The 20,156-nt window shown below is 44.0% G+C and carries 15 protein-coding genes; 10 read left to right on the forward strand and 5 right to left on the reverse strand.

Going from position 1 to position 20,156, the window contains the following annotated elements; all coding sequences use genetic code 11:
* The first annotated feature begins 313 nt into the window (after positions 1-313).
* From L3V37_RS06500 to L3V37_RS06540, 9 genes are all read left to right on the forward strand, one after another.
* On the forward strand, positions 314-1,861 hold the full coding sequence (locus tag L3V37_RS06500) for a DUF3360 family protein (protein ID WP_005378441.1): 1,548 nt from the start codon (positions 314-316) through the stop codon (positions 1,859-1,861).
* A gap of 303 nt (positions 1,862-2,164) precedes the next feature.
* Complete coding sequence (gene pflB / locus L3V37_RS06505; RefSeq protein WP_005378442.1) at positions 2,165-4,441, forward strand: formate C-acetyltransferase; 2,277 nt, start codon at positions 2,165-2,167, stop codon at positions 4,439-4,441.
* 153 nt (positions 4,442-4,594) lie between these two features.
* The gene (locus tag L3V37_RS06510) at positions 4,595-5,572 is read left to right on the forward strand and encodes a lipid A deacylase LpxR family protein (protein ID WP_005387855.1); all 978 of its coding nucleotides are present in this window, start codon (positions 4,595-4,597) and stop codon (positions 5,570-5,572) included.
* A gap of 211 nt (positions 5,573-5,783) precedes the next feature.
* Positions 5,784-6,524 carry a pyruvate formate lyase 1-activating protein gene (pflA, locus tag L3V37_RS06515; protein ID WP_005378444.1) on the forward strand — a complete coding sequence of 247 codons (741 nt, stop codon included), beginning with the start codon at positions 5,784-5,786 and terminating at the stop codon, positions 6,522-6,524.
* Between the two features lie 154 nt (positions 6,525-6,678).
* On the forward strand, positions 6,679-7,344 hold the full coding sequence (locus L3V37_RS06520) for an energy-coupling factor ABC transporter permease (protein ID WP_237306017.1): 666 nt from the start codon (positions 6,679-6,681) through the stop codon (positions 7,342-7,344).
* 136 nt (positions 7,345-7,480) lie between these two features.
* Positions 7,481-7,981, forward strand: a complete 501-nt coding sequence (locus L3V37_RS06525; RefSeq protein WP_005378446.1) for a YfbU family protein — start codon at positions 7,481-7,483, stop codon at positions 7,979-7,981.
* Positions 7,982-8,474: 493 nt separating this feature from the next.
* The gene (locus tag L3V37_RS06530) at positions 8,475-10,409 is read left to right on the forward strand and encodes a PrkA family serine protein kinase (RefSeq protein ID WP_005378447.1); all 1,935 of its coding nucleotides are present in this window, start codon (positions 8,475-8,477) and stop codon (positions 10,407-10,409) included.
* A gap of 47 nt (positions 10,410-10,456) precedes the next feature.
* Complete coding sequence (locus L3V37_RS06535; RefSeq protein WP_005378448.1) at positions 10,457-11,728, forward strand: YeaH/YhbH family protein; 1,272 nt, start codon at positions 10,457-10,459, stop codon at positions 11,726-11,728.
* 11 nt (positions 11,729-11,739) lie between these two features.
* Positions 11,740-13,299 carry a SpoVR family protein gene (locus L3V37_RS06540; RefSeq protein WP_237306018.1) on the forward strand — a complete coding sequence of 520 codons (1,560 nt, stop codon included), beginning with the start codon at positions 11,740-11,742 and terminating at the stop codon, positions 13,297-13,299.
* Between the two features lie 79 nt (positions 13,300-13,378).
* Here the strand turns inward: L3V37_RS06540 and kdsB are convergent, their stop codons facing one another.
* The 5 genes from kdsB to L3V37_RS06565 are packed head-to-tail and all read right to left on the reverse strand — an operon-like array spanning position 13,379 to position 19,342.
* Positions 13,379-14,134 (reverse strand): 3-deoxy-manno-octulosonate cytidylyltransferase, encoded by a 756-nt coding sequence (gene kdsB / locus L3V37_RS06545; RefSeq protein ID WP_017820020.1) that lies wholly within the window; start codon positions 14,132-14,134, stop codon positions 13,379-13,381.
* A complete protein-coding gene (locus L3V37_RS06550; RefSeq protein WP_005378451.1) occupies positions 14,134-14,313 on the reverse strand; it encodes a Trm112 family protein in 180 nt (59 codons plus the stop codon). Before L3V37_RS06550 ends, kdsB begins: the two co-directional genes overlap by 1 nt.
* Positions 14,294-15,301 carry a tetraacyldisaccharide 4'-kinase gene (gene lpxK / locus L3V37_RS06555; protein WP_237306019.1) on the reverse strand — a complete coding sequence of 336 codons (1,008 nt, stop codon included), beginning with the start codon at positions 15,299-15,301 and terminating at the stop codon, positions 14,294-14,296. Before lpxK ends, L3V37_RS06550 begins: the two co-directional genes overlap by 20 nt.
* 5 nt (positions 15,302-15,306) lie before the next feature.
* Positions 15,307-17,055: a lipid A ABC transporter ATP-binding protein/permease MsbA gene (msbA, locus tag L3V37_RS06560; protein WP_042522131.1), complete on the reverse strand. Its 1,749-nt coding sequence runs from the start codon at positions 17,053-17,055 to the stop codon at positions 15,307-15,309.
* Positions 17,056-17,086: 31 nt separating this feature from the next.
* Positions 17,087-19,342: a DNA internalization-related competence protein ComEC/Rec2 gene (locus L3V37_RS06565; protein WP_237306020.1), complete on the reverse strand. Its 2,256-nt coding sequence runs from the start codon at positions 19,340-19,342 to the stop codon at positions 17,087-17,089.
* A gap of 8 nt (positions 19,343-19,350) precedes the next feature.
* Between L3V37_RS06565 and L3V37_RS06570 the strand changes: the two genes are divergently transcribed.
* Positions 19,351-19,860: a DUF2062 domain-containing protein gene (locus L3V37_RS06570; protein WP_005387834.1), complete on the forward strand. Its 510-nt coding sequence runs from the start codon at positions 19,351-19,353 to the stop codon at positions 19,858-19,860.
* Positions 19,861-20,156: the final 296 nt, after the last annotated feature.

Raw genomic sequence — 20,156 nt, forward strand, 5'->3', positions numbered from 1 at the left:
TAATTTTATGCAACTTGTGTAATGAAATTACACAAGATCTCCGCATCTCATTCGCATGCCAGAAACTTTCTGTAGTTTTATTTCACAACCATTCTTAAAGTGATCTAAATCAATCACCCTAAATGGCTATCTTGCTAGACTCCTGCCAAAAGATGAGGCTTTTTTTGTGCCTCAACACAATAAGTTATTAGCTATGCTTAGGCACAGTGTCGACGTGTAACAAATCTAACAATAGCTAGCATAAGCGTGCCGCAGGATGCGGATTAACACAATTGAATGAAGAATTCATAACTTTTAAATATATGAGGAATCTATGTCAGACGCAGTTAACAAAACGCACTCTGATTCAGATATCGAGACCAAGAGCTACCGTGAGCTTCATCGTCCAGCATCTGAGTTCGCAAGCCGTTCAGACTACCTAGACCACGAACTACAAATTATGAAGCCACGTCGTTTTGGCTTGAACTTGCCAGGTCGTGACTTCCGCTTTGAGCTTGAAGACCTTGTTCCAGCACTTGCTGGTACTATCGGTATTATCGCAATGTACTCTGCGGTAATGATGTCTTGGGCTGAAGGTCTTACTGCAGCATGGGACCACGTAAACTTAGGCAAGGACTTTGCTATCGAAGTTGCGCGTGTAGAAATGCTCATCCCTGCACTTCTTTTCTGTGTACTTGCCTCTGGTTTTATTAACCCTAAAGCCAACCTAGCAGGCAACCACGGCCCAATGATCCCTCTTATTGGTACCATCGCTCTTGCTGGTGCTCATCCTCTTGCATTAGCAATTCTCATTGGTGTGTTTGGTTTGATTTTGAGCCTCTTAAAAGGTGGGTCAAAACTGGTTAACCTCACCTCTGAAGGTACGGCTGGTGGCCTTCTTATTTTCCTAGGTTTAACCGGAACCATGAGCCAAATTAACTCTATTCAAGCTTGGGCTGTTGGTTTGCAATCCGATACGGTTGCCGCTGGTAGCATGGGTTACATCGGTCTAATTGTTCTTGCGGTTACCATTGGCTTATACGCGTTCCTTGCTAAAGTGAACAAACGCTGGCTAGCGATCCCTGTTTGTGCCTTCACTGGCCTTGCAATCGCACTTGCTCTTGGCGCAGGCTTCGATATTAAATTCGTAACCGAGACAGGCCTTCCAAACCTAAATCCAATCTACTGGTGGGGTTCAACAGAAGAAGGTTGGATGCTTGGTCTTCCTAATATGGAACACTTCATCGCTTCACTACCATTCGCCATTCTTGCGGTAGCAATGTGGTCACCTGACTTCTTGGGTCACCGTATCTTCCAAGAGATGAACTACCCACGTAAGAGTGAGAAAGTGCTGATGGACGTTGATGACACAATGACAATGTGTTCCGTTCGCCAAATGGTCGGTACTGCAGTGGGTGGTGGTAACATCACATCATCTTGGGGGACTTACATGATCCCTGCTGCAATCGCGAAACGCCCTATTCCTGCTGGTGCCATCTTACTAGGCTCTCTATGTATTATTGTTGCAATCCTTGGTTTTCCTATGGACGTTGCAGTATGGCCTCCAGTTATGCGCGTTGCTCTTCTCGTTGGTGTATCTCTACCACTGCTTGAAGCTGGCATGCAGATGGTGAAGGACTCGAAAGACTCACAAGCAGCAGGCATTTGTATCTTTGGTTCTGCCGTTGTTAACCCAGTTCTAGCTTGGGCACTAACTATGCTTTTAGATAACAACGGTTTAATTGGAGATAAAGAGCGCGCGTCTCGCCTATCATTTGTAGACAAGATTGTGATCCCAGTAAGCGTACTTGTTATCTGTTTAGTTGCTATGCTTGCAGTTGGTATGCTTGAAGGCCAGTATGGCATCCAAGCTTGGCTATAAGCTAGCAGTCCAGAAATTTGTGGGTAGCGCTCGTCGCTACCCCATTTTTATCGAGATTTTTGAGGATTTATTGATTTAGTTTAAGGTTTGCAAAAAAATTTTAGTTTAACCTCTAACTGTTGCTTAAAAAGAGAAACGTTAAAACTAGTGACAATATTTATAGTTTTGTAAATCGAATACGTAAATTTAAGACTATAAATATTGTTATTCATAAGAGTGTACTGTTCCCCTCTTTTATCTGGGGATAGCTGGCTCAACGGCGAAGCAGTACGTATTTTTTTCTACTAAAAAGGTAGGTATGTCATGGCAGAGCAATTTGCTAAAGCTTGGGAAGGTTTTGCTGCAGGCGACTGGCAAAACGAAGTAAACGTTCGTGATTTCATTCAGAAGAACTACACTCCGTACGAAGGCGACGAATCTTTCCTAGTTTCTGAAGGTACTGAAGCGACTAACAAGCTTTGGGCTAAGGTAATGGAAGGCATCAAACAAGAGAACGCGACTCACGCTCCTGTTGATTTTGATACTTCAGTTATCTCTACCATCACTGCTCACGATGCAGGCTACATCGAAAAAGACCTAGAAACTATCGTAGGTCTTCAAACTGACGCTCCTCTAAAACGTGCGATCATCCCTAACGGTGGTATCCGCATGGTTGAAGGTTCATGCAAAGCCTACGACCGCGAGCTAGACCCACAAGTTAAAAAAATCTACACAGAATACCGTAAAACTCACAACCAAGGCGTTTTCGATATCTACACTCCTCAAATCATGGCGTGTCGTAAATCTGGCGTACTGACTGGTCTTCCAGATGCATACGGTCGTGGTCGTATCATCGGTGACTACCGTCGTGTTGCTCTATACGGTATTGACTTCCTAATGAAGGACAAATTCGCGCAGTTCTCTTCTCTACAAGAGCGTTTTGAGAACGGCGAAGACCTACAAATGACAATGCAACTTCGTGAAGAGATCGCAGAGCAACACCGTGCTCTAGGTCAAATCAAAGAAATGGCTGCAAAATACGGTTGTGATATTTCTCGTCCTGCTGAAACTGCGCAAGAAGCTATTCAGTGGACTTACTTCGGTTACCTAGCTGCTGTTAAATCTCAAAACGGTGCGGCTATGTCTCTAGGTCGTACTTCTACGTTCCTAGACATCTTCATCGAACGTGATATCGCGGCAGGTAAGCTAACTGAAGAACAAGCTCAGGAAATGATCGACCACTTCGTAATGAAACTACGTATGGTTCGTTTCCTACGTACTCCTGAGTACGATGATCTATTCTCTGGCGACCCTATCTGGGCAACTGAGTCTATGGGTGGTATGGGTCTTGACGGTCGTACGCTAGTTACTCGTACAAACTTCCGTTTCCTAAACTCACTATACACTATGGGTCCTTCTCCAGAGCCAAACATCACTGTTCTTTGGTCTGAGCAACTACCTGAAGGCTTCAAGAAGTTCTGTGCGAAAGTATCTATCGATACTTCTTCTATTCAGTACGAAAATGACGACCTAATGCGTCCAGACATGAACTCTGACGACTACGCGATCGCATGTTGTGTATCCCCAATGGTTGTTGGTAAGCAAATGCAGTTCTTCGGTGCTCGTGCGAACCTTGCGAAAACAATGCTTTACACCATCAACGGTGGTGTGGATGAGAAGCTAAAAATCCAAGTTGGCCCGCAAATGCCTAAGATCGAAGGCGATGTTCTTAACTACGATGAACTGTGGGAGAAAATGGACCACTTCATGGATTGGCTAGCGAAACAATATGTGACTGCACTAAACGCTATCCACTTCATGCACGATAAGTACAGCTACGAAGCGGCACTAATGGCTCTACACGACCGTGACGTTAAACGTACTATGGCTTGTGGTATTGCTGGTCTATCTGTTGCGGCTGACTCACTATCTGCAATTAAATACGCAAAAGTTAAGCCAATTCGTGACGAAGACGGTCTAGCAATCGACTTCGAAATCGAAGGCGATTACCCTAAATTCGGTAACAACGACCCACGCGTTGATGACATTGCATGTGAACTTGTTTCTGTATTTATGGGCAAAATCCGTAAGCTTAAGACTTACCGTGATGCAATCCCTACTCAGTCAATTCTTACTATCACTTCAAACGTGGTTTACGGTAAGAAAACTGGTAACACGCCTGACGGTCGTCGTGCTGGTGCTCCATTTGCTCCAGGTGCAAACCCAATGCACGGTCGTGACGAGAAAGGTGCTGTAGCATCACTAACTTCAGTTGCTAAACTGCCGTTTGCTGACGCACAAGATGGTATCTCTTACACATTCTCTATCGTACCTAACGCGCTAGGTAAAGATGAGGGTTCACAACGCGCTAACCTTGCTGGTCTGATGGATGGTTACTTCCACCACGAAGCGGGTATCGAAGGTGGCCAACACCTAAACGTGAACGTTCTTAACCGTGAAACTCTAGAAGACGCAGTTAAGCACCCAGAGAAATACCCTCAGCTAACAATCCGTGTATCTGGTTACGCTGTTCGCTTCAACTCTCTAACTGCAGAGCAACAAGCTGACGTAATCGCGCGTACATTCACTGAGTCTCTATAAGACTATAGCGAAATAACGTTCTAGTAATACAACAAAGGCTGATGCTAAGTAGCATCAGCCTTTTTTTATTTCTTGAATGAAAGTTGTGATATCGCGAAATACTTTTGCCCGCATTCTTACGTATGATGCGAAAAAAGTTAGCAAATAAAGTCTATGAGATTTAGTAAATTAATTATTCTTACCCTTCTTTCTCCAGTTGCAATAGCATCCACTAAGTCTACGGTTTCTTTTACCATCGACAACGATGGTATTTTTGGCGTCGATCAAGACTATACGAATGGTGTTTTCCTTTCTTACGCGACAGACCAACTGACACAAGAAAGCCAATGGAAATGGCTGAGTCTAGCTAACTCAGAGCACGCCAATATCGATAAAATAGAGTTGGTTCTTGGCCACAAAATGTGGACTCCAAGCGACATTGAAGCCGATTATCCACTAATCAATGATCGCCCATATGCCGGTTACCTACACACCGAAATCAACTACCTTTCCCTAACGAGTGACAAAGCTGTACGGTACAATTTCACCATAGGAGCTACGGGTGAAAGTTCGCTATCAGAAAAGGCGCAAGAAATCGTTCACGGCATAACAGGATCGACGGACCCTCAAGGTTGGGATTACCAGATTGAAGATAAAGTTGCGTTCAGCCTTGGTTACCGCGTATTTAACAAATTGATGCGCAGCGAAGAACAAAAAACACAATGGGAGATTACCAACATTAACGACATCAATGCGGGTAACTTCCGTAGTGATGTCTCTCAAGGCGTCATGTTTCGTTGGGGTACAAACCTAGCGAATAGCATCGGAGCCGCCAATATCAGCGTCGAAAGCCCTTTCTCAGCAAGTATGATCGCTCAGAACACGTCGAGTTGGTTCTTGTTCACCGGGTTTGAAGGTCGTTACCGCTTTAATGACATGACTATCGAAGGAGATCGTCCTGGCATTCCTGAACCGTCAGCGCCATACGACGTCACACTGCAAAATTGGCAAGCAAGTGCCGTCGCGGGGGTATCTTGGTACAACCAAAATTACGGTGCAAGCATCACCTTTACAATTAAAACACCGGATTATGAAGAAGCCCAAACCGATGTTTATGGGACAGGCTCGTTCTCCGTGTTCGCCTTTTTCTAAAAACTGGATTATCCCAGCATCGAAGTCAATCTAGATACACGGCAAGTTCTCGGGGTAGGTATTAACCACCTCGTGTTCAAGCGTTTATGTAGATTGGCTCCATCTATTTTCTTTCTTCAAATAACCTTGCCTTTAGTACCGACAAAGCTGTTTTAACCCTGCTTTTTGTAATAAAATAACAGCTAGAATTTACTAGTAATGAGAGCAAAAGATGTCAACAGCTGGTCGTATTCACTCATTTGAGTCATGTGGTACCGTAGACGGACCTGGTATTCGATTTATCGTCTTCTTGCAAGGTTGTTTAATGCGCTGTAAGTATTGCCATAACCGCGATACTTGGGACACGCATGATGGCAAAGAAGTCACGGTTGAAGAAATCATTTCCGAAGCGAAAAGTTACCGCCACTTCATGAATGCATCAGGTGGTGGCGTTACTTGTTCTGGCGGCGAAGCGATGCTTCAACCGGAATTCGTACGTGATTTTTTCCGCGCTGCTAAAGCCGAAGGCATTCATACATGTCTAGATACTAACGGTTATGTTCGTAAGCACACTGATGTTATCGATGAAGTACTGGATGCAACAGACTTAGTCATGCTTGACATCAAACACATGAAAGACGAAGTGCACCAAGATCTCATCGGTGTATCCAACCGACGCACATTGGACTTTGCTCGTTACTTGCAAAAAATCGGAAAGAAAACATGGATTCGCTATGTCGTCGTGCCTGGTTACACAGATGACCCAGAAGCAGCACACATGCTTGGTGAATTTATTAAAGACATGGATAACATCGAAAAGGTCGAGTTACTTCCTTACCACAAATTAGGGGCTCATAAGTGGGAAGCGTTAGGCTTAGAATACCCACTCGAAGGCGTAAACCCGCCACCGAAAGAAACCATGGATGAAATTCAATCCATTCTTGCTCAATACAACGATAACGTAAAATACTAAGTGAACCGCAAGACTAACCTCTTTAAAATACCAGCTTATTGCTGGTATTTTTTTGATTATATCTAAGCCTTATCAGTGAGTTTCTCTGCGGTCATTTAGGTAGAAAAAGAACGATAGAAATGATTGCGTCATGTTCGCATAGGAAGGAAGTAACATGGATTTGTTTAACTTAGGCTCTCTTGTTGTTTCAATTGGGATAGTAGTAGTCTACTGCCTACCAGATTGGAAAAAAGTCGTTTGGCCCAAACTGGAAAAAGAAAAAGGATTTCAGCACCTCGTTTTTGCAACGCTCTTCTTTTTCAGTATTTTATGGGCCGCTCAAGCAGGTGTAAAAGAAGGATTACAGATTCATTTTCTTGCACTAACAACGCTGACGATGATGTATGGTTGGCGCATGGCATTTCTACTCAGCATTCCCGCTATGTTGGTCAACCACCTACTACATGATGTGTCCTTGATACTCTTACCCACGTCGTTAGTTCTATCAGCCCTAATTCCGATTTTCATTAGTTACTTAGTGTTTCTTCTGAGTTACCACTACTTGCCACGAAACATTTTTGTTTTCATCTTCGTTGCTGGATTTTTCAATGGCGCGATAACAGGAAGTCTGCACCTCATCATTAACTCTTTTTATCACCTATCAGTTGGTCACTACGATTGGGAAACCATTCAACATAACTACTTTGTTTTTGTGCCGTTGCTCGCCTTTCCAGAAGGTCTATTAAATGGTATGGCACTGGCGGTTTTAACCGTATTCAAGCCAGAGTGGCTGAGAGTATTTTCGGACCGAGACTACATATACAATCATTACCATAAATAAGTGTTTTCAAACTGGTCAAAAGTGACAGTTCTTGCCATTTTTTAGTATTAAATATGTGTTGAGATCATGTTTCACTCATGTCTTAAGCGTTAACCTAAGCACATTAAAAATGTATTAGATATCTAGTGAGGTCACCATGGAAATGTCAAACGCTCAACGTTTGATTCTATCAAACCAATACAACCTTATGTCTCAACTTGATCCAAGTAATGCGGCCAAATACAAACGCTTACAAACGATAGTTGAACGTGGTTATGAACTACAAATGCGAGAGTTGAACAAAGATTTCGGCTGCCTCTCAGAAGCAGAATGTCGTGAGATCATCGACGTTATGGAGATGTATCATGCGATGCAAGAATCTTACAACATGCTAGACGATGAAGACCGCAGCAACGTAGATCAGCGCCGCTTGAAGTTCTTGGGATTTGATATTGCTTCAGAAGCGCAACAAGTACATTACGTACGTTTTCTCATCGATTCTGAAGGTTTGTACCCTCAGTTTGACAAGGCAGATCATCACTTTAACAGCCAAATGCCGATGCTAGATAAATACCGCCGTATGCTGCAAACTTGGCGTAACTGCCCTCGTCAGTATCATTTATGTGAAAACGAACTAGCGCAAATCTTCAGCGCATAAAATGGTCGTCTAAGAATGAGGAGAGCGCCCGCTCTCCTTGTTATTTACCCTGTCACAAACTTATCTAAGACTTTGCTCTCTTCCTACCTCTTTCACTTGCCTTGCTCAATGTAGAACAACGAATCACTGAGACTCTTCTGTCTTTGCCAAATATTTGATTTCTATTGCACCTATTCACGACATAAATTCGTCCTTAATAAAAGAGTGATTCAAATGTCACTTTTACAATAAATTCATAATTGTTAAGCAAAATTGCAAATCCCCGACTAGGCTTAAGTAGAGAAAGGCTGTGATTGAAAAATTCATATCCACCGCTCACCGTTGTAACGAAAAAACCGTCCATAAAGCAAAGTCTTTGGTGTCGCCAATCTTACATTCTGTACGAACCAAATGTGATAACAGGACGTATATTCAAACAACAACGAGCATAACTGTTGGTGGAAAGCCTGAATCAACGTTCGTCGGTAGACTGACTATTAAAGGGGAAAGCGACATGAGTATTTTCGACCACTATCAATCAAGATATGAAGCTGCAAAAGATGAAGAGATGTCGTTACAGGAGTTTTTAGCCCTGTGTAAAGATGACAAAAGCGCTTATGCTAATGCAGCAGAACGCCTACTGATGGCGATTGGTGAACCAGAGATAATCGATACGGCAAAGGATCCGAGACTAAGCCGAATCTTCTCGAATCGTGTTATCTCTCGTTATGAAACCTTTAAAGACTTTTATGGCATGGAAGATGCCATAGAACAAATTGTGTCTTACCTAAAACATGCGGCGCAAGGCCTAGAAGAGCGTAAGCAGATTCTTTACCTACTCGGCCCTGTAGGTGGCGGTAAGTCTTCGCTTGCAGAAAAGCTTAAGGCTCTGATGGAACAGATGCCTATTTATGTTCTTACTGCTAACGGCGAACGCAGCCCAGTGAATGACCATCCATTCTGCCTATTCAAAGCCACAGAAGATGGCGATATTTTGAAAAAAGAATATGGCATCGAGCACCGTTATCTTCGCTCGATAATGTCTCCTTGGGCCGCTAAACGTCTTCACGAGTTTGGTGGTGATATCACCAAATTTAAAGTAGTGAAAGTACGCCCTTCTATCCTTGACCAAATCGGTATTGCCAAAACTGAACCAGGCGATGAAAACAACCAAGATATCTCATCATTGGTTGGTAAAGTCGATATTCGTAAGCTTGAACACTATTCGCAAGACGATCCAGACGCTTACAGCTACTCCGGTGCGCTGTGTAAAGCAAACCAAGGTTTAATGGAATTCGTTGAGATGTTCAAAGCACCAATCAAAGTGCTTCACCCGCTGTTAACAGCAACGCAAGAAGGCAACTTCAACGGTACAGAAGGCCTTTCTGCGATTCCATTCGACGGTATGATTCTGGCTCACTCAAACGAATCTGAGTGGCAGACCTTCCGTAACAACAAGAACAATGAAGCGTTCTTGGACCGTGTTTATATTGTGAAAGTACCTTACTGTCTACGTGTTTCAGAAGAAGTCAAAATCTACCAAAAACTTCTTGAAAACAGTGAGTTGTCTCAAGCCCCTTGTTCACCAAGCACGCTCGAGACTCTGGCACAATTCAGTATTCTTTCTCGACTTAAAGAGCCTGAAAACTCGTCCATCTTCTCTAAGATGCGCGTATACGACGGTGAAACGCTGAAAGATACGGATCCAAAGGCAAAAAGCTATCAAGAGTATCGTGATTATGCTGGTGTCGATGAAGGCATGAACGGTCTCTCAACACGTTTTGCCTTTAAGATTTTGTCACGCGTATTTAACTTCGACCAAACCGAAGTGGCAGCCAACCCTGTACATCTATTCTATGTGATTGAACAACAGGTTGAGCGCGAACAGTTCCCTGCTGAAACAGCAGAGAAATATCTCGAGTTCTTGAAAGGCTACCTAGTACCTCGATACGTTGAATTTATCGGTAAAGAGATTCAGACCGCTTATCTTGAGTCTTACTCTGAATACGGCCAAAACATCTTCGACCGATATGTCACCTATGCAGATTTCTGGATTCAAGACCAAGAGTACCGAGATCCAGAAACTGGTCAGCTATTTGATCGCTCTTCACTGAATGCTGAGCTAGAGAAGATCGAAAAAACAGCTGGTATTTCTAACCCGAAAGATTTCCGAAACGAAATCGTTAACTTTGTGCTTCGTGCGAAAGCGAATAACAATGGTCAAAACCCGGTTTGGACCAGCTACGAAAAACTGCGCACAGTAATCGAGAAGAAAATGTTCTCCAATACCGAAGAGCTACTTCCGGTTATCTCATTTAATGCGAAAACCTCTTCTGAAGATCAGAAGAAGCACGACGACTTTGTCGCTCGCATGATGGAAAAAGGCTATACCGAGAAACAGGTTCGCCTACTTTCTGAGTGGTACCTACGAGTACGTAAGTCATCCTAACCCAGTATTGAGTTAGGTCGCTTGTGAAACATGAAGAGGGCTATTTCATGGCGCAATTTATAGACCGAAGGCTCAATGGCAAGAACAAGAGTGCTGTTAATCGACAGCGCTTCTTGAAGCGCCACAAAGAGCAAATAAAAGAGTCGGTAGCAGACGCAGTGAATCGACGCTCGATTACGAATACGGAAACGGGCGAAGACGTCTCTATCCCTCACAAAGACATCAACGAGCCTATATTTCATCAGGGCAAAGGGGGTGTTCGAGAACGAGTTCATCCCGGTAACGACCAATTCATTACTGGTGATAAAATTGAGCGTCCCAAAGGTGGCGGTCAGGGTAGCGGCTCAGGAGAAGGGAACGCCAGTCCAGATGGAGAAGGCCAAGACGAATTTGTATTCCAAATATCAAAAGATGAGTACCTCGATATTTTGTTTGAAGATCTCGAGCTGCCTAATCTAGAAAAAAACCAAATAGCCAAAATCACTGAATGGAAAACACACCGTGCAGGCTTTCAAACTGCCGGTATACCTTCCAATATCGCAGTAGTACGCTCTCTGCAACAATCTCTTGCGCGCCGTACTGCAATGACTGCTGGTAAGAAACGACTTCTAAAAGAGCTAGAAGACGAACTTGCTCGCATCAAAAATATTGAGCCTGCTCAGCAGTTTGAAGAGAACCGCTTGAAGGCTGAAATTGAAGAACTGCGCAAGAAAATCGAAAGCGTGCCGTTCATCGATACCTTCGACTTACGCTTCAAGAACTATGAGAAACGCCCGGTACCATCGAGCCAAGCGGTAATGTTCTGTCTAATGGACGTATCCGGGTCGATGGATCAGGCAACGAAAGACATCGCAAAACGCTTCTATGTTCTTTTGTACTTGTTCTTAACTCGTACCTACGAGAATGTCGAAGTCGTCTTTATCCGCCACCATACCCAAGCGAAGGAAGTGGACGAGCACGAATTTTTCTACTCACAAGAAACCGGGGGTACCATTGTATCTAGCGCGCTCAAGTTAATGGATGAAATAGTAAAAGAGCGATACCCGATTGGTCAGTGGAACATATATGCAGCTCAAGCATCCGACGGTGACAACTGGGCAGATGATTCGCCAAGATGCCGGGATCTGTTAGTGAACAAATTACTTCCAAACTGTCAGTACTACTCTTACATAGAGATCACGCGGCGCTCGCACCAAACTCTATGGCATGAGTACGAAAAACTCACTGAAGAGTTTCCTAATTTCGCAATGAAAAACATTCGCTCTGTGGAGGATATTTTCCCAGTCTTTCGTGAACTATTCCAAAAAGAAACGGCGTAAGGAGGCTAGCGATGAATACCGCAACGAGAAACCTCTCAGGAGAGGCGCCTAAGAAGCGTAACAGTAAAGTGTTGCCAGATGGACCAGATTGGACATTTGAGCTGTTAGAGCGATACCACAAAGAAATTAAGCGTGTCGCGGAGCATTATCGCCTAGACACTTACCCTAACCAAATAGAAGTGATTACTTCAGAACAGATGATGGATGCCTATTCAAGTATCGGCATGCCAATCAATTACAATCACTGGTCATTTGGTAAAAAATTCATTCAAACAGAGCAGAATTATAAACATGGTCAAATGGGGCTAGCCTACGAGATTGTGATTAACTCCGACCCTTGTATTGCTTATTTGATGGAAGAAAATACGGTAACAATGCAAGCACTCGTGATAGCGCACGCGTGTTACGGCCATAACTCTTTTTTCAAAGGTAATTACCTATTCCAAACGTGGACTGACGCCAGTTCTATTATCGACTATCTGCTGTTCGCCAAAAAGTACTTAGCCGAATGTGAAGAACGATATGGCGTAAAAGAAGTGGAAAAGCTGCTCGACTCTTGTCACGCGTTAATGAACTTTGGTGTAGACCGCTACAAGCGTCCAGAGAAAATCTCAATTACAGAGGAAAAAGCAAGACAAGAAGAACGCGAAGCATACCTACAATCTCAAGTTAATGAGCTTTGGCGCACCGTACCGACAGCCAAGACGAAAGAGGAAGACATTAAAGAGCGATTCCCAAGCGAGCCTCAGGAAAACTTGCTCTACTTCTTCGAAAAACATGCGCCGTTGCTAGAGCCGTGGCAACGTGAAGTTGTTCGGATCGTCCGTAAGATCAGTCAGTATTTTTATCCGCAAAAACAAACGCAAGTTATGAATGAGGGCTGGGCAACGTTCTGGCACTACACCATACTCAACCATCTTTATGATGAGGGCTTGGTGTCTGAAAAATTCATTCTAGAGTTCTTACATAGCCACACCAGTGTCGTGGCTCAGCCGCCTTATAACAGTCCTTACTTTAATGGCATTAACCCCTACGCGTTAGGCTTTGCCATGTTCCGAGATATTAAGCGTATCTGTGAAGAACCAACTGATGAGGACAAAGAGTGGTTTCCAGACCTAGTAGGAACCGACTGGTTAGATGCAGTGCATTTCGCGATGCATAATTTCAAAGATGAAAGCTTTATTAGCCAATACCTTTCTCCGAAATTAATGCGTGATTTCAAGTTGTTTGCGATCAACGATGATGATCATAAGAACTTTATTGAAGTCGCTGCTATACACGATGAGATGGGTTATAAACGCATTAGAGAAACCTTAGCTGCTCAGTATAACTTATCTAATCTTGAGCCAAACATTCAGGTGTTTAATGTCGATGTCCGTGGTGATCGCTCACTTACGTTGCAGTACGTTCCTCACAACCGCATCCCACTTGATGATAGTTACGAAGAAGTTCTAAAGCACGTGTATCGATTATGGGGCTTTGATGTCATTCTCCAAGAAGTGAAAGACACCGGTCACCGAGAGGTGTTAGCGACCTGCCCTAAACGGAACCAATACGACACTAACATTTAACTAATACCGCGATACAAGTAAAACAAAAAGGCTCCTAATTCAGGAGCCTTGTTTATTCTTAAATCTATATGAGCATTTGTTACGCTTGCTTCTCAACAATCGCGCGCACGGCTTCTAGGTCTTCGGGCGTATCAACCCCTGCCGCTGGTGCTTCTTTCGCTACCGCCACATGAATTTTTTCACCGTACCAAAGCACTCGCAGTTGCTCAAGACACTCAATCTGCTCTAATGCACTTGGCGCCCAGTTGACATACGTATTAATGAAACCAGCTCGATAAGCATAAATACCAATATGACGCATTAATGGGTTGGCAATAGTTTTGTCTTGTTTAGCAAAGTTATCGCGATCCCAAGGGATGGTTGCTCGACTAAAGTACAACGCATAGCCTTGCTCATCTGCGACAACTTTAACAGCGTTCGGGTTGAACACTTCCTCTTCCGAGTCTATTTCTACAGCTAACGTCGCCATCGGGGCTTCACACCCTGATAAGTTATCAGCAACCTGACGAATGATGGACGGCGGAATCAAAGGCTCATCCCCTTGCACATTAACAATAATGTGGTCTGACGGAATAGCCATCTTTTCAACAACTTCGGCAAGACGCTCCGTACCTGATTCGTGGTGGGGAGAGGTCATACAAACTTTACCACCAAATGACGAAACCGCTTTCGCAACACGCTCGTCATCCGTTGCAACGATGACATCTTCCGCACCCGCTTGTAGCGCTTGTTCATAAACCCACTGAACCATAGGCTTACCACCAATATCCGCTAGCGGTTTACCAGGCAAACGGCTCGATGCGTAGCGCGAAGGGATGACAACCGTAAAAGACATTAGCGTCCCTCATCCATGCTCATAGTGCGAGCTTCAGGCTCTAGCAGAACTGGAATACCCTCTTTGATCGGGTAAGCAAGGCGATCCAATTTGCAGATCAACTCTTGATTATCTTTATCGTACGTCAGCTTACCTTTGCAAACAGGGCAAGCTACAATCTCAAGTAGACGGTGATCCATAAGCCGCTTTAACCTCTTTTATTCTATTTAAAATTTGCTCTGCATCGTTTGATTCAAACTGGGCAGATACAGGCAGATACCACCAATTATCTTGCGCATAATGGCTGCACTTGACGGCATCTTTCTCGGTCATAATCACATTGGTCCCTTGTTGAGCCAATGCTTCTAATTCTTGTTGATCAAAGTCTTGATGGTCAGCAAAACCTTTTGTGACTTTAACATCTGCGTTCATCGAGTTTAGTGTATGAAAAAAACGCGGAGGATGCCCAATGCCCGCAAATGCGACGAGATCTTTCAACTCCGAAACATCCACATGTTGCTTAGTCTTAAGATTAATAGCTTTAGAGGGTGCTAAAGCCATTGCGATTTCGCCCGTATGCGCTTGACCGCCATTGGTGATGATAAAGTCGACTTCTTTAAGTCGCTCAATACCTTCACGTAAAGGACCTAATGGAATCAGGCTTTCATTCCCAAACCGGCGATTCCCATCCACAATCACTAACTCAATATCACGGCCTAACGCATAATGTTGTAATCCATCATCCGTAATTATGATATCCACATCCAAATCTAGCAGTGCTTTCACTGCATTTGAACGCACAGGATCTACCGCAACAGGTGCTCCTGTACGGCGATGAATCAACTTAGGTTCATCGCCACAATGCTTCGCTGGCGTATCTTCTTTTAGCACTAACGGATAGGCAGGAGCCTTTGCCCCATAACCACGAGAAACAACCCCCGGCTTAAAGCCCATTTGCTGTAGTTGCTCAACAAGCCACACAACAACTGGTGTTTTACCATTGCCACCAGCAGTGATATTGCCAACCACAACAACAGGTATAGGCGCATTATAAGCTTGCTTGCGGCCAGTTCGGTATTGCTTTCGCTTTGACTTGCTTATCGCTCCAAATAATAAACTCAGTGGCCACAAAAGCGGCCACAAGAGATATTTTATTGGATGGTTTTCAAACCAGATTTTTTCAATCACCGCGCTTATTCACCAAACTGAATACGGTGCAATTGTGCATACGCACCATTTTTCTCAATAAGCTCAGCGTGGTTGCCACGTTCAATGATGGCACCATCATCAACCACAAGAATTTCATCGGCTTTCTCGATTGTGGATAAGCGGTGCGCTATTACAAGTACCGTTTTGTCTTTTTGCAGCTCATCAAGTGCAGCTTGAATAGCTCGCTCGGATTCGGTATCCAAAGCCGAAGTTGCCTCATCAAGAATCAGCACTGGAGCATCACGCAATAGAGCTCGCGCAATCGCAACACGTTGGCGTTGACCACCAGACAAGCTAGCACCATTTTCACCAATCATGGTATCAAGTCCATCATCCATTTTGCCGATGAACTCCATCGCATGCGCGAGTGTTGCCGCTTTCTCGATATCACTGCGCTCGTATTGGCCATCCGTTGCGTACGCAATATTGTTTGCTATCGTGTCATTAAACAAATGAACATTTTGCGATACTAGTGCAAATTGCTGACGTAAATTCTTTAGCTCGTAATCACGAATATCATGCCCATCTAATGTGATAGATCCACTGTCAACATCATAGAAGCGGTTGAACAAGTTCGCGATGGTACTTTTACCTGAGCCAGAACGGCCAACTAGCGCCACCGTTTTTCCTCTTGGAATATCGAAGCTGACATTTTCCAATGCTGGTTTTTCTGCACCAGTGTAAGTAAAGCTTACGTTTTTAACTGAAACATCGCCATTTGCGCGTTCAACTGTCAACTTACCTTCGTTTTTCTCAGGCTCGAGGTCAATTAACGCGAAGAGCGTTTGGCTCGCGGCCATACCACGTTGGAACTGAGAAGTAACGTTAGTCAGCGCTTTAAGTGGGCGCATCAGACCAAACATTGCAGAGAACACAACAGTAAATGTACCTGGAGTCAGTTGCTCTTTAATCGAATCAATACTTGCTAAATAAAGAACGGCAACAATTGCAAGTGATGCAATCATTTGGATGATAGGGTTAGCCGCCGCTTGAGCCGTCACCAACTTCATGCTTTGTTGACGCATTTGGTTGCTGACTTTTTCAAATCGTTTACGTTCGATGTCTTGGCCGCCATAGCTCAACACAACTTTATGGCCTTTCAGCATCTGCTCTGCTGATGCAGTTACGTTACCCATCATGGTCTGCATATTTTTGGATATTTTTCTAAAACGTTTAGAAACAACACCAATACCCCATGCTACAACGGGAGCAACAGCAAACAGCACTAGCGACAATTGCCAGCTGTTGTAAAACATCAAAACTAACAGACCAATGATACTTGCACCTTCACGGACAATGCTCACCAACGCTTGGCTAGTTGCCGCTGACACTTGCTCTGAGTCGTAGGTTATACGCGACAATAAATTGCCCGTCTTTTCCTTATCAAAGTAAGACACTGGCATATGCATAAAGTGATTGAACACCATGCGACGGACTTGCATAACTACGTTGCCAGATACCCAGCTCAAACAGTAGGTGGAGACAAATCCACTTATGCCACGGATGAACATCATGGCAAAAATAATCAATGGAAGCGTGCGTAAAAAATCAGATTCAGCGTTCCCAAAACCTTCATCGAGTAGTGGTTTTAGCAGGGAAATCATATAGGTATCTGATATGGCATTAATAACTAATGCAATGACTGCAACGACAAGACCTGACTTATAAAGGCGAATAAATTGCCATAGACGCTTAAACGTCTGCCAAGTCGTTTCATCAGTATTTATCGACATAGAAGTGCTTTATTTTCTTACATTAAGACTCTCATTCTACTCCCTTACGCAGCATCTGCCTATACCAAGGCTCAAATGTATCGCTACGTTTGGTTTCTGAGCGCCAATTATCACGGTGAATAAAGAAGCTTACCTGACCACCCTCACCAGTATCAAGCCAAGTAATGCCAAGCTTTCGGTATGAAGCAACGACATTTTCCGCTGGCATTCCCCATCGATTTTTTTTTGCTAAAGAAGCAACCGCCACACTCGGGCTCACCGCCTCGATAAATCGAGGATTCGATGAACTTTTGCTCCCGTGATGAGGGACTAGCATCACATCGCTTTGTAACTTTCCGGGTTCTCTAAGCAAAATCCACTCGCTAATGGCCTCAATATCACCAGTAAAAAGCATACTAAAGTTAGAAATAGGGTCAGTAAGTCGTAATACACAGGAGTGCGGATTATACGCACGTTGAACAAGTGCAGGAGGCCAGAGCACTTCCATGTTTAATCCTTGCCATTTCCATTGGTCGCCTCTAGTGCAAGGCTCATATTCGATAAAGAATTGACTACTAAGTTTACGTTGTGGAGAAAAGGCATCTTCAATGAAAAAACGGCCGCCTGCGTGATCATTATCGGAATGGCTTAGAATCAGTGTATCTATGCTTTCATAACCTCGTTGATGCAAAACCGGAGTGACGACCTGCTCTGCGATACTGCCGCTTTGCCATGCTTTACCAGTGTCATACAGCAACACCTTGTCGTCTTTTTCTACAACCACTGCAAGGCCATGACCTACATCTAATACATCGATACGCCAATGCGGTTCATACTCCGATGCAAGCTTGATACTAATAACGATGCCGAGTAACAAATACCACGCGTACTGAGACATGAACCGTTGAAATATTAAGCAAACCACTATCGCCATAACCAGCATTGTCATTTCCATGCTAATAGGTTGCCAAGAACCTATTGCGTACTGTATTGACGTGCTCAATGGCTGTAATGACCAGTCCACCAAATGCCACAGAGGCTTCGCTATCATTTCAAGAAACAAAGATGAGAACAGGGCTAGAAACATCAAAGGTACAACGATAAATCCGAACCAAGGAATAAATACCAAGTTGTAGGCTATTGAGGACAAACTAAAACCGGAGAAGAAATGGCCACTAACAGGTACGATTAAAGCGCTCAACATCAATTGAGTAAGCAATAACGCTTTTAATCGCGCTTTCCAACCTCCCCTTTGATGTCGAATCAAATTAATTGCGAACAATACCGCACAAACGGAGAGGTATGATAACCAAAAGCTCATGCTGTAGGATGCAAAAGGTTGGACAAGCAGTTGTAGAGATACTGCAAGCAAAAGAACTCGCCAAGAAGTCCAGTGCACCAGAGTATACTTCAGGAGAACGTAAACAACGCATACCGACACTGCTCGCGTAGTAGGCAGAGAGAAATCCGCTAACCAAGCGTAGGCAACAGCGAAGATCAGCCCATATAAGCTAGGTAACAACTGGTATTGGGGTAATAGATAACGAACGGTACCGCCCACGACTAGCCCAAAAGTAAACGCCATACCAATATGTAAACCAGAAATGGAGACCAAATGCAGTAAACCACTGTCCCTGAGCGCTTGCCAATCTTCCTTAGACAACCAAGAACGATCAGCAAAAACTAACGCACTTATTAACGAGAAATGATGAAGGGAAGACACATCATCAGCGACATCGGCAATAATGGATTGACGCAGAGATACATTAGAACGAACAATCCACTGAGCGTCTTTGTTAACAACCGCTCGGGCGATAATATTTTTACCCATCGCGTGCTTTTCAGCATCAAAGCCAGCTTCGTTGCGTAGACCTGTAATCGGCTTTAACGAGATGGATGTCGTAAACTCACTGTTAACATCGAGTGGAAAAGGCGTAATAAGACGGATTTTAGGTTTAAGAAAAGGTAACAGAGTTTGAGAATTTACCGCTTCTATAGCGACAATACCTTCATAACCGTGACTTATTTGCGTAAAAGGGCTGTCAACTTTACCAATTATGGTAATATTCTCCCCTGCTTGAAAAAGGGCTTGTCTCTGAGACTCCAATACATTGCCGTGGACGATGACAACCATAAAGCCCGCAATTGCGCCTATGCTAATTAAGCCACGACGTAATTTGATTATTGAGCCAGTGGTTATTATTCCCAGCAGCAACCAACGCCAATCTGGTATTGTCGGCCACCAAGCCGACGAGATTACGCTCGCTACAAATAACGCCAAGGTCCAACTTTTTTCTGAGAGAGTCATGCTGTCCTATGCCTAGAAAGCTGATAAAACGCTTCATGCCAGATCATGAATTGATCAAACGCCAAAAAGCATTGAAGGTCTTCGGCAATGTGTTGTACAACCCGAACTTGTGGTGCTTAAACCGCCGCTCGGCATCAGGGGCTTTTGCTGTCGGGTTATTTATGGCTTTTGTTCCGCTGCCGAGCCAAATGATCATGGCCGCTGGTTTGGCCATTATGTTGGGTGTCAATCTGCCCCTCTCCGTCGCTTTGGTATGGATCAGCAATCCTATCACTATGCCTGTGCTATTTTACTTTGCGTACAAGCTAGGTGCTCTAGTGATGCGTCTTCCCCCGCAACCTTTTCACTTTGAACTATCGTGGGAATTCATCATGCAGCAAATGAGCACCATTGGACCTCCATTTCTATTGGGCTGCGCAATTTGTGGGGTTGTATCCGCGATTATTGGCTACTTCGGAATTCGAGGGCTTTGGCGCTACTCGGTGGTACGGAGCTGGCAAAAACGCAAAATAAGATAAGACCTTACTGCGTAAAAATCAGCATTTGAGCTATCAGTTGAGGGGCATCTAACAGTTAGAATGAAACGCGATGTTACTCAAGTCGGATAAAAACAAAAAAGGACCGAATTCGGTCCTTTTTTGTTTTTCGCATATTGTGCCGTCCTAAATAAGGTTGACACTTTCCACCCCCAAAATTGGAGAGTGTTATGAAATCAACAACTAAAAGAACTCAGCGCGATTACTCCCTCGCTTTTAAACTCACTGTAGTTGATGAGGTTGAAAAAGGAAGCCTCACTTACAAACAAGCCCAAGAG

Origin of the sequence: Vibrio sp. D54 (genome assembly GCF_021728075.1) — a bacterium.
GTDB classification, from domain to species: Bacteria; Pseudomonadota; Gammaproteobacteria; order Enterobacterales; family Vibrionaceae; genus Vibrio; species Vibrio alginolyticus.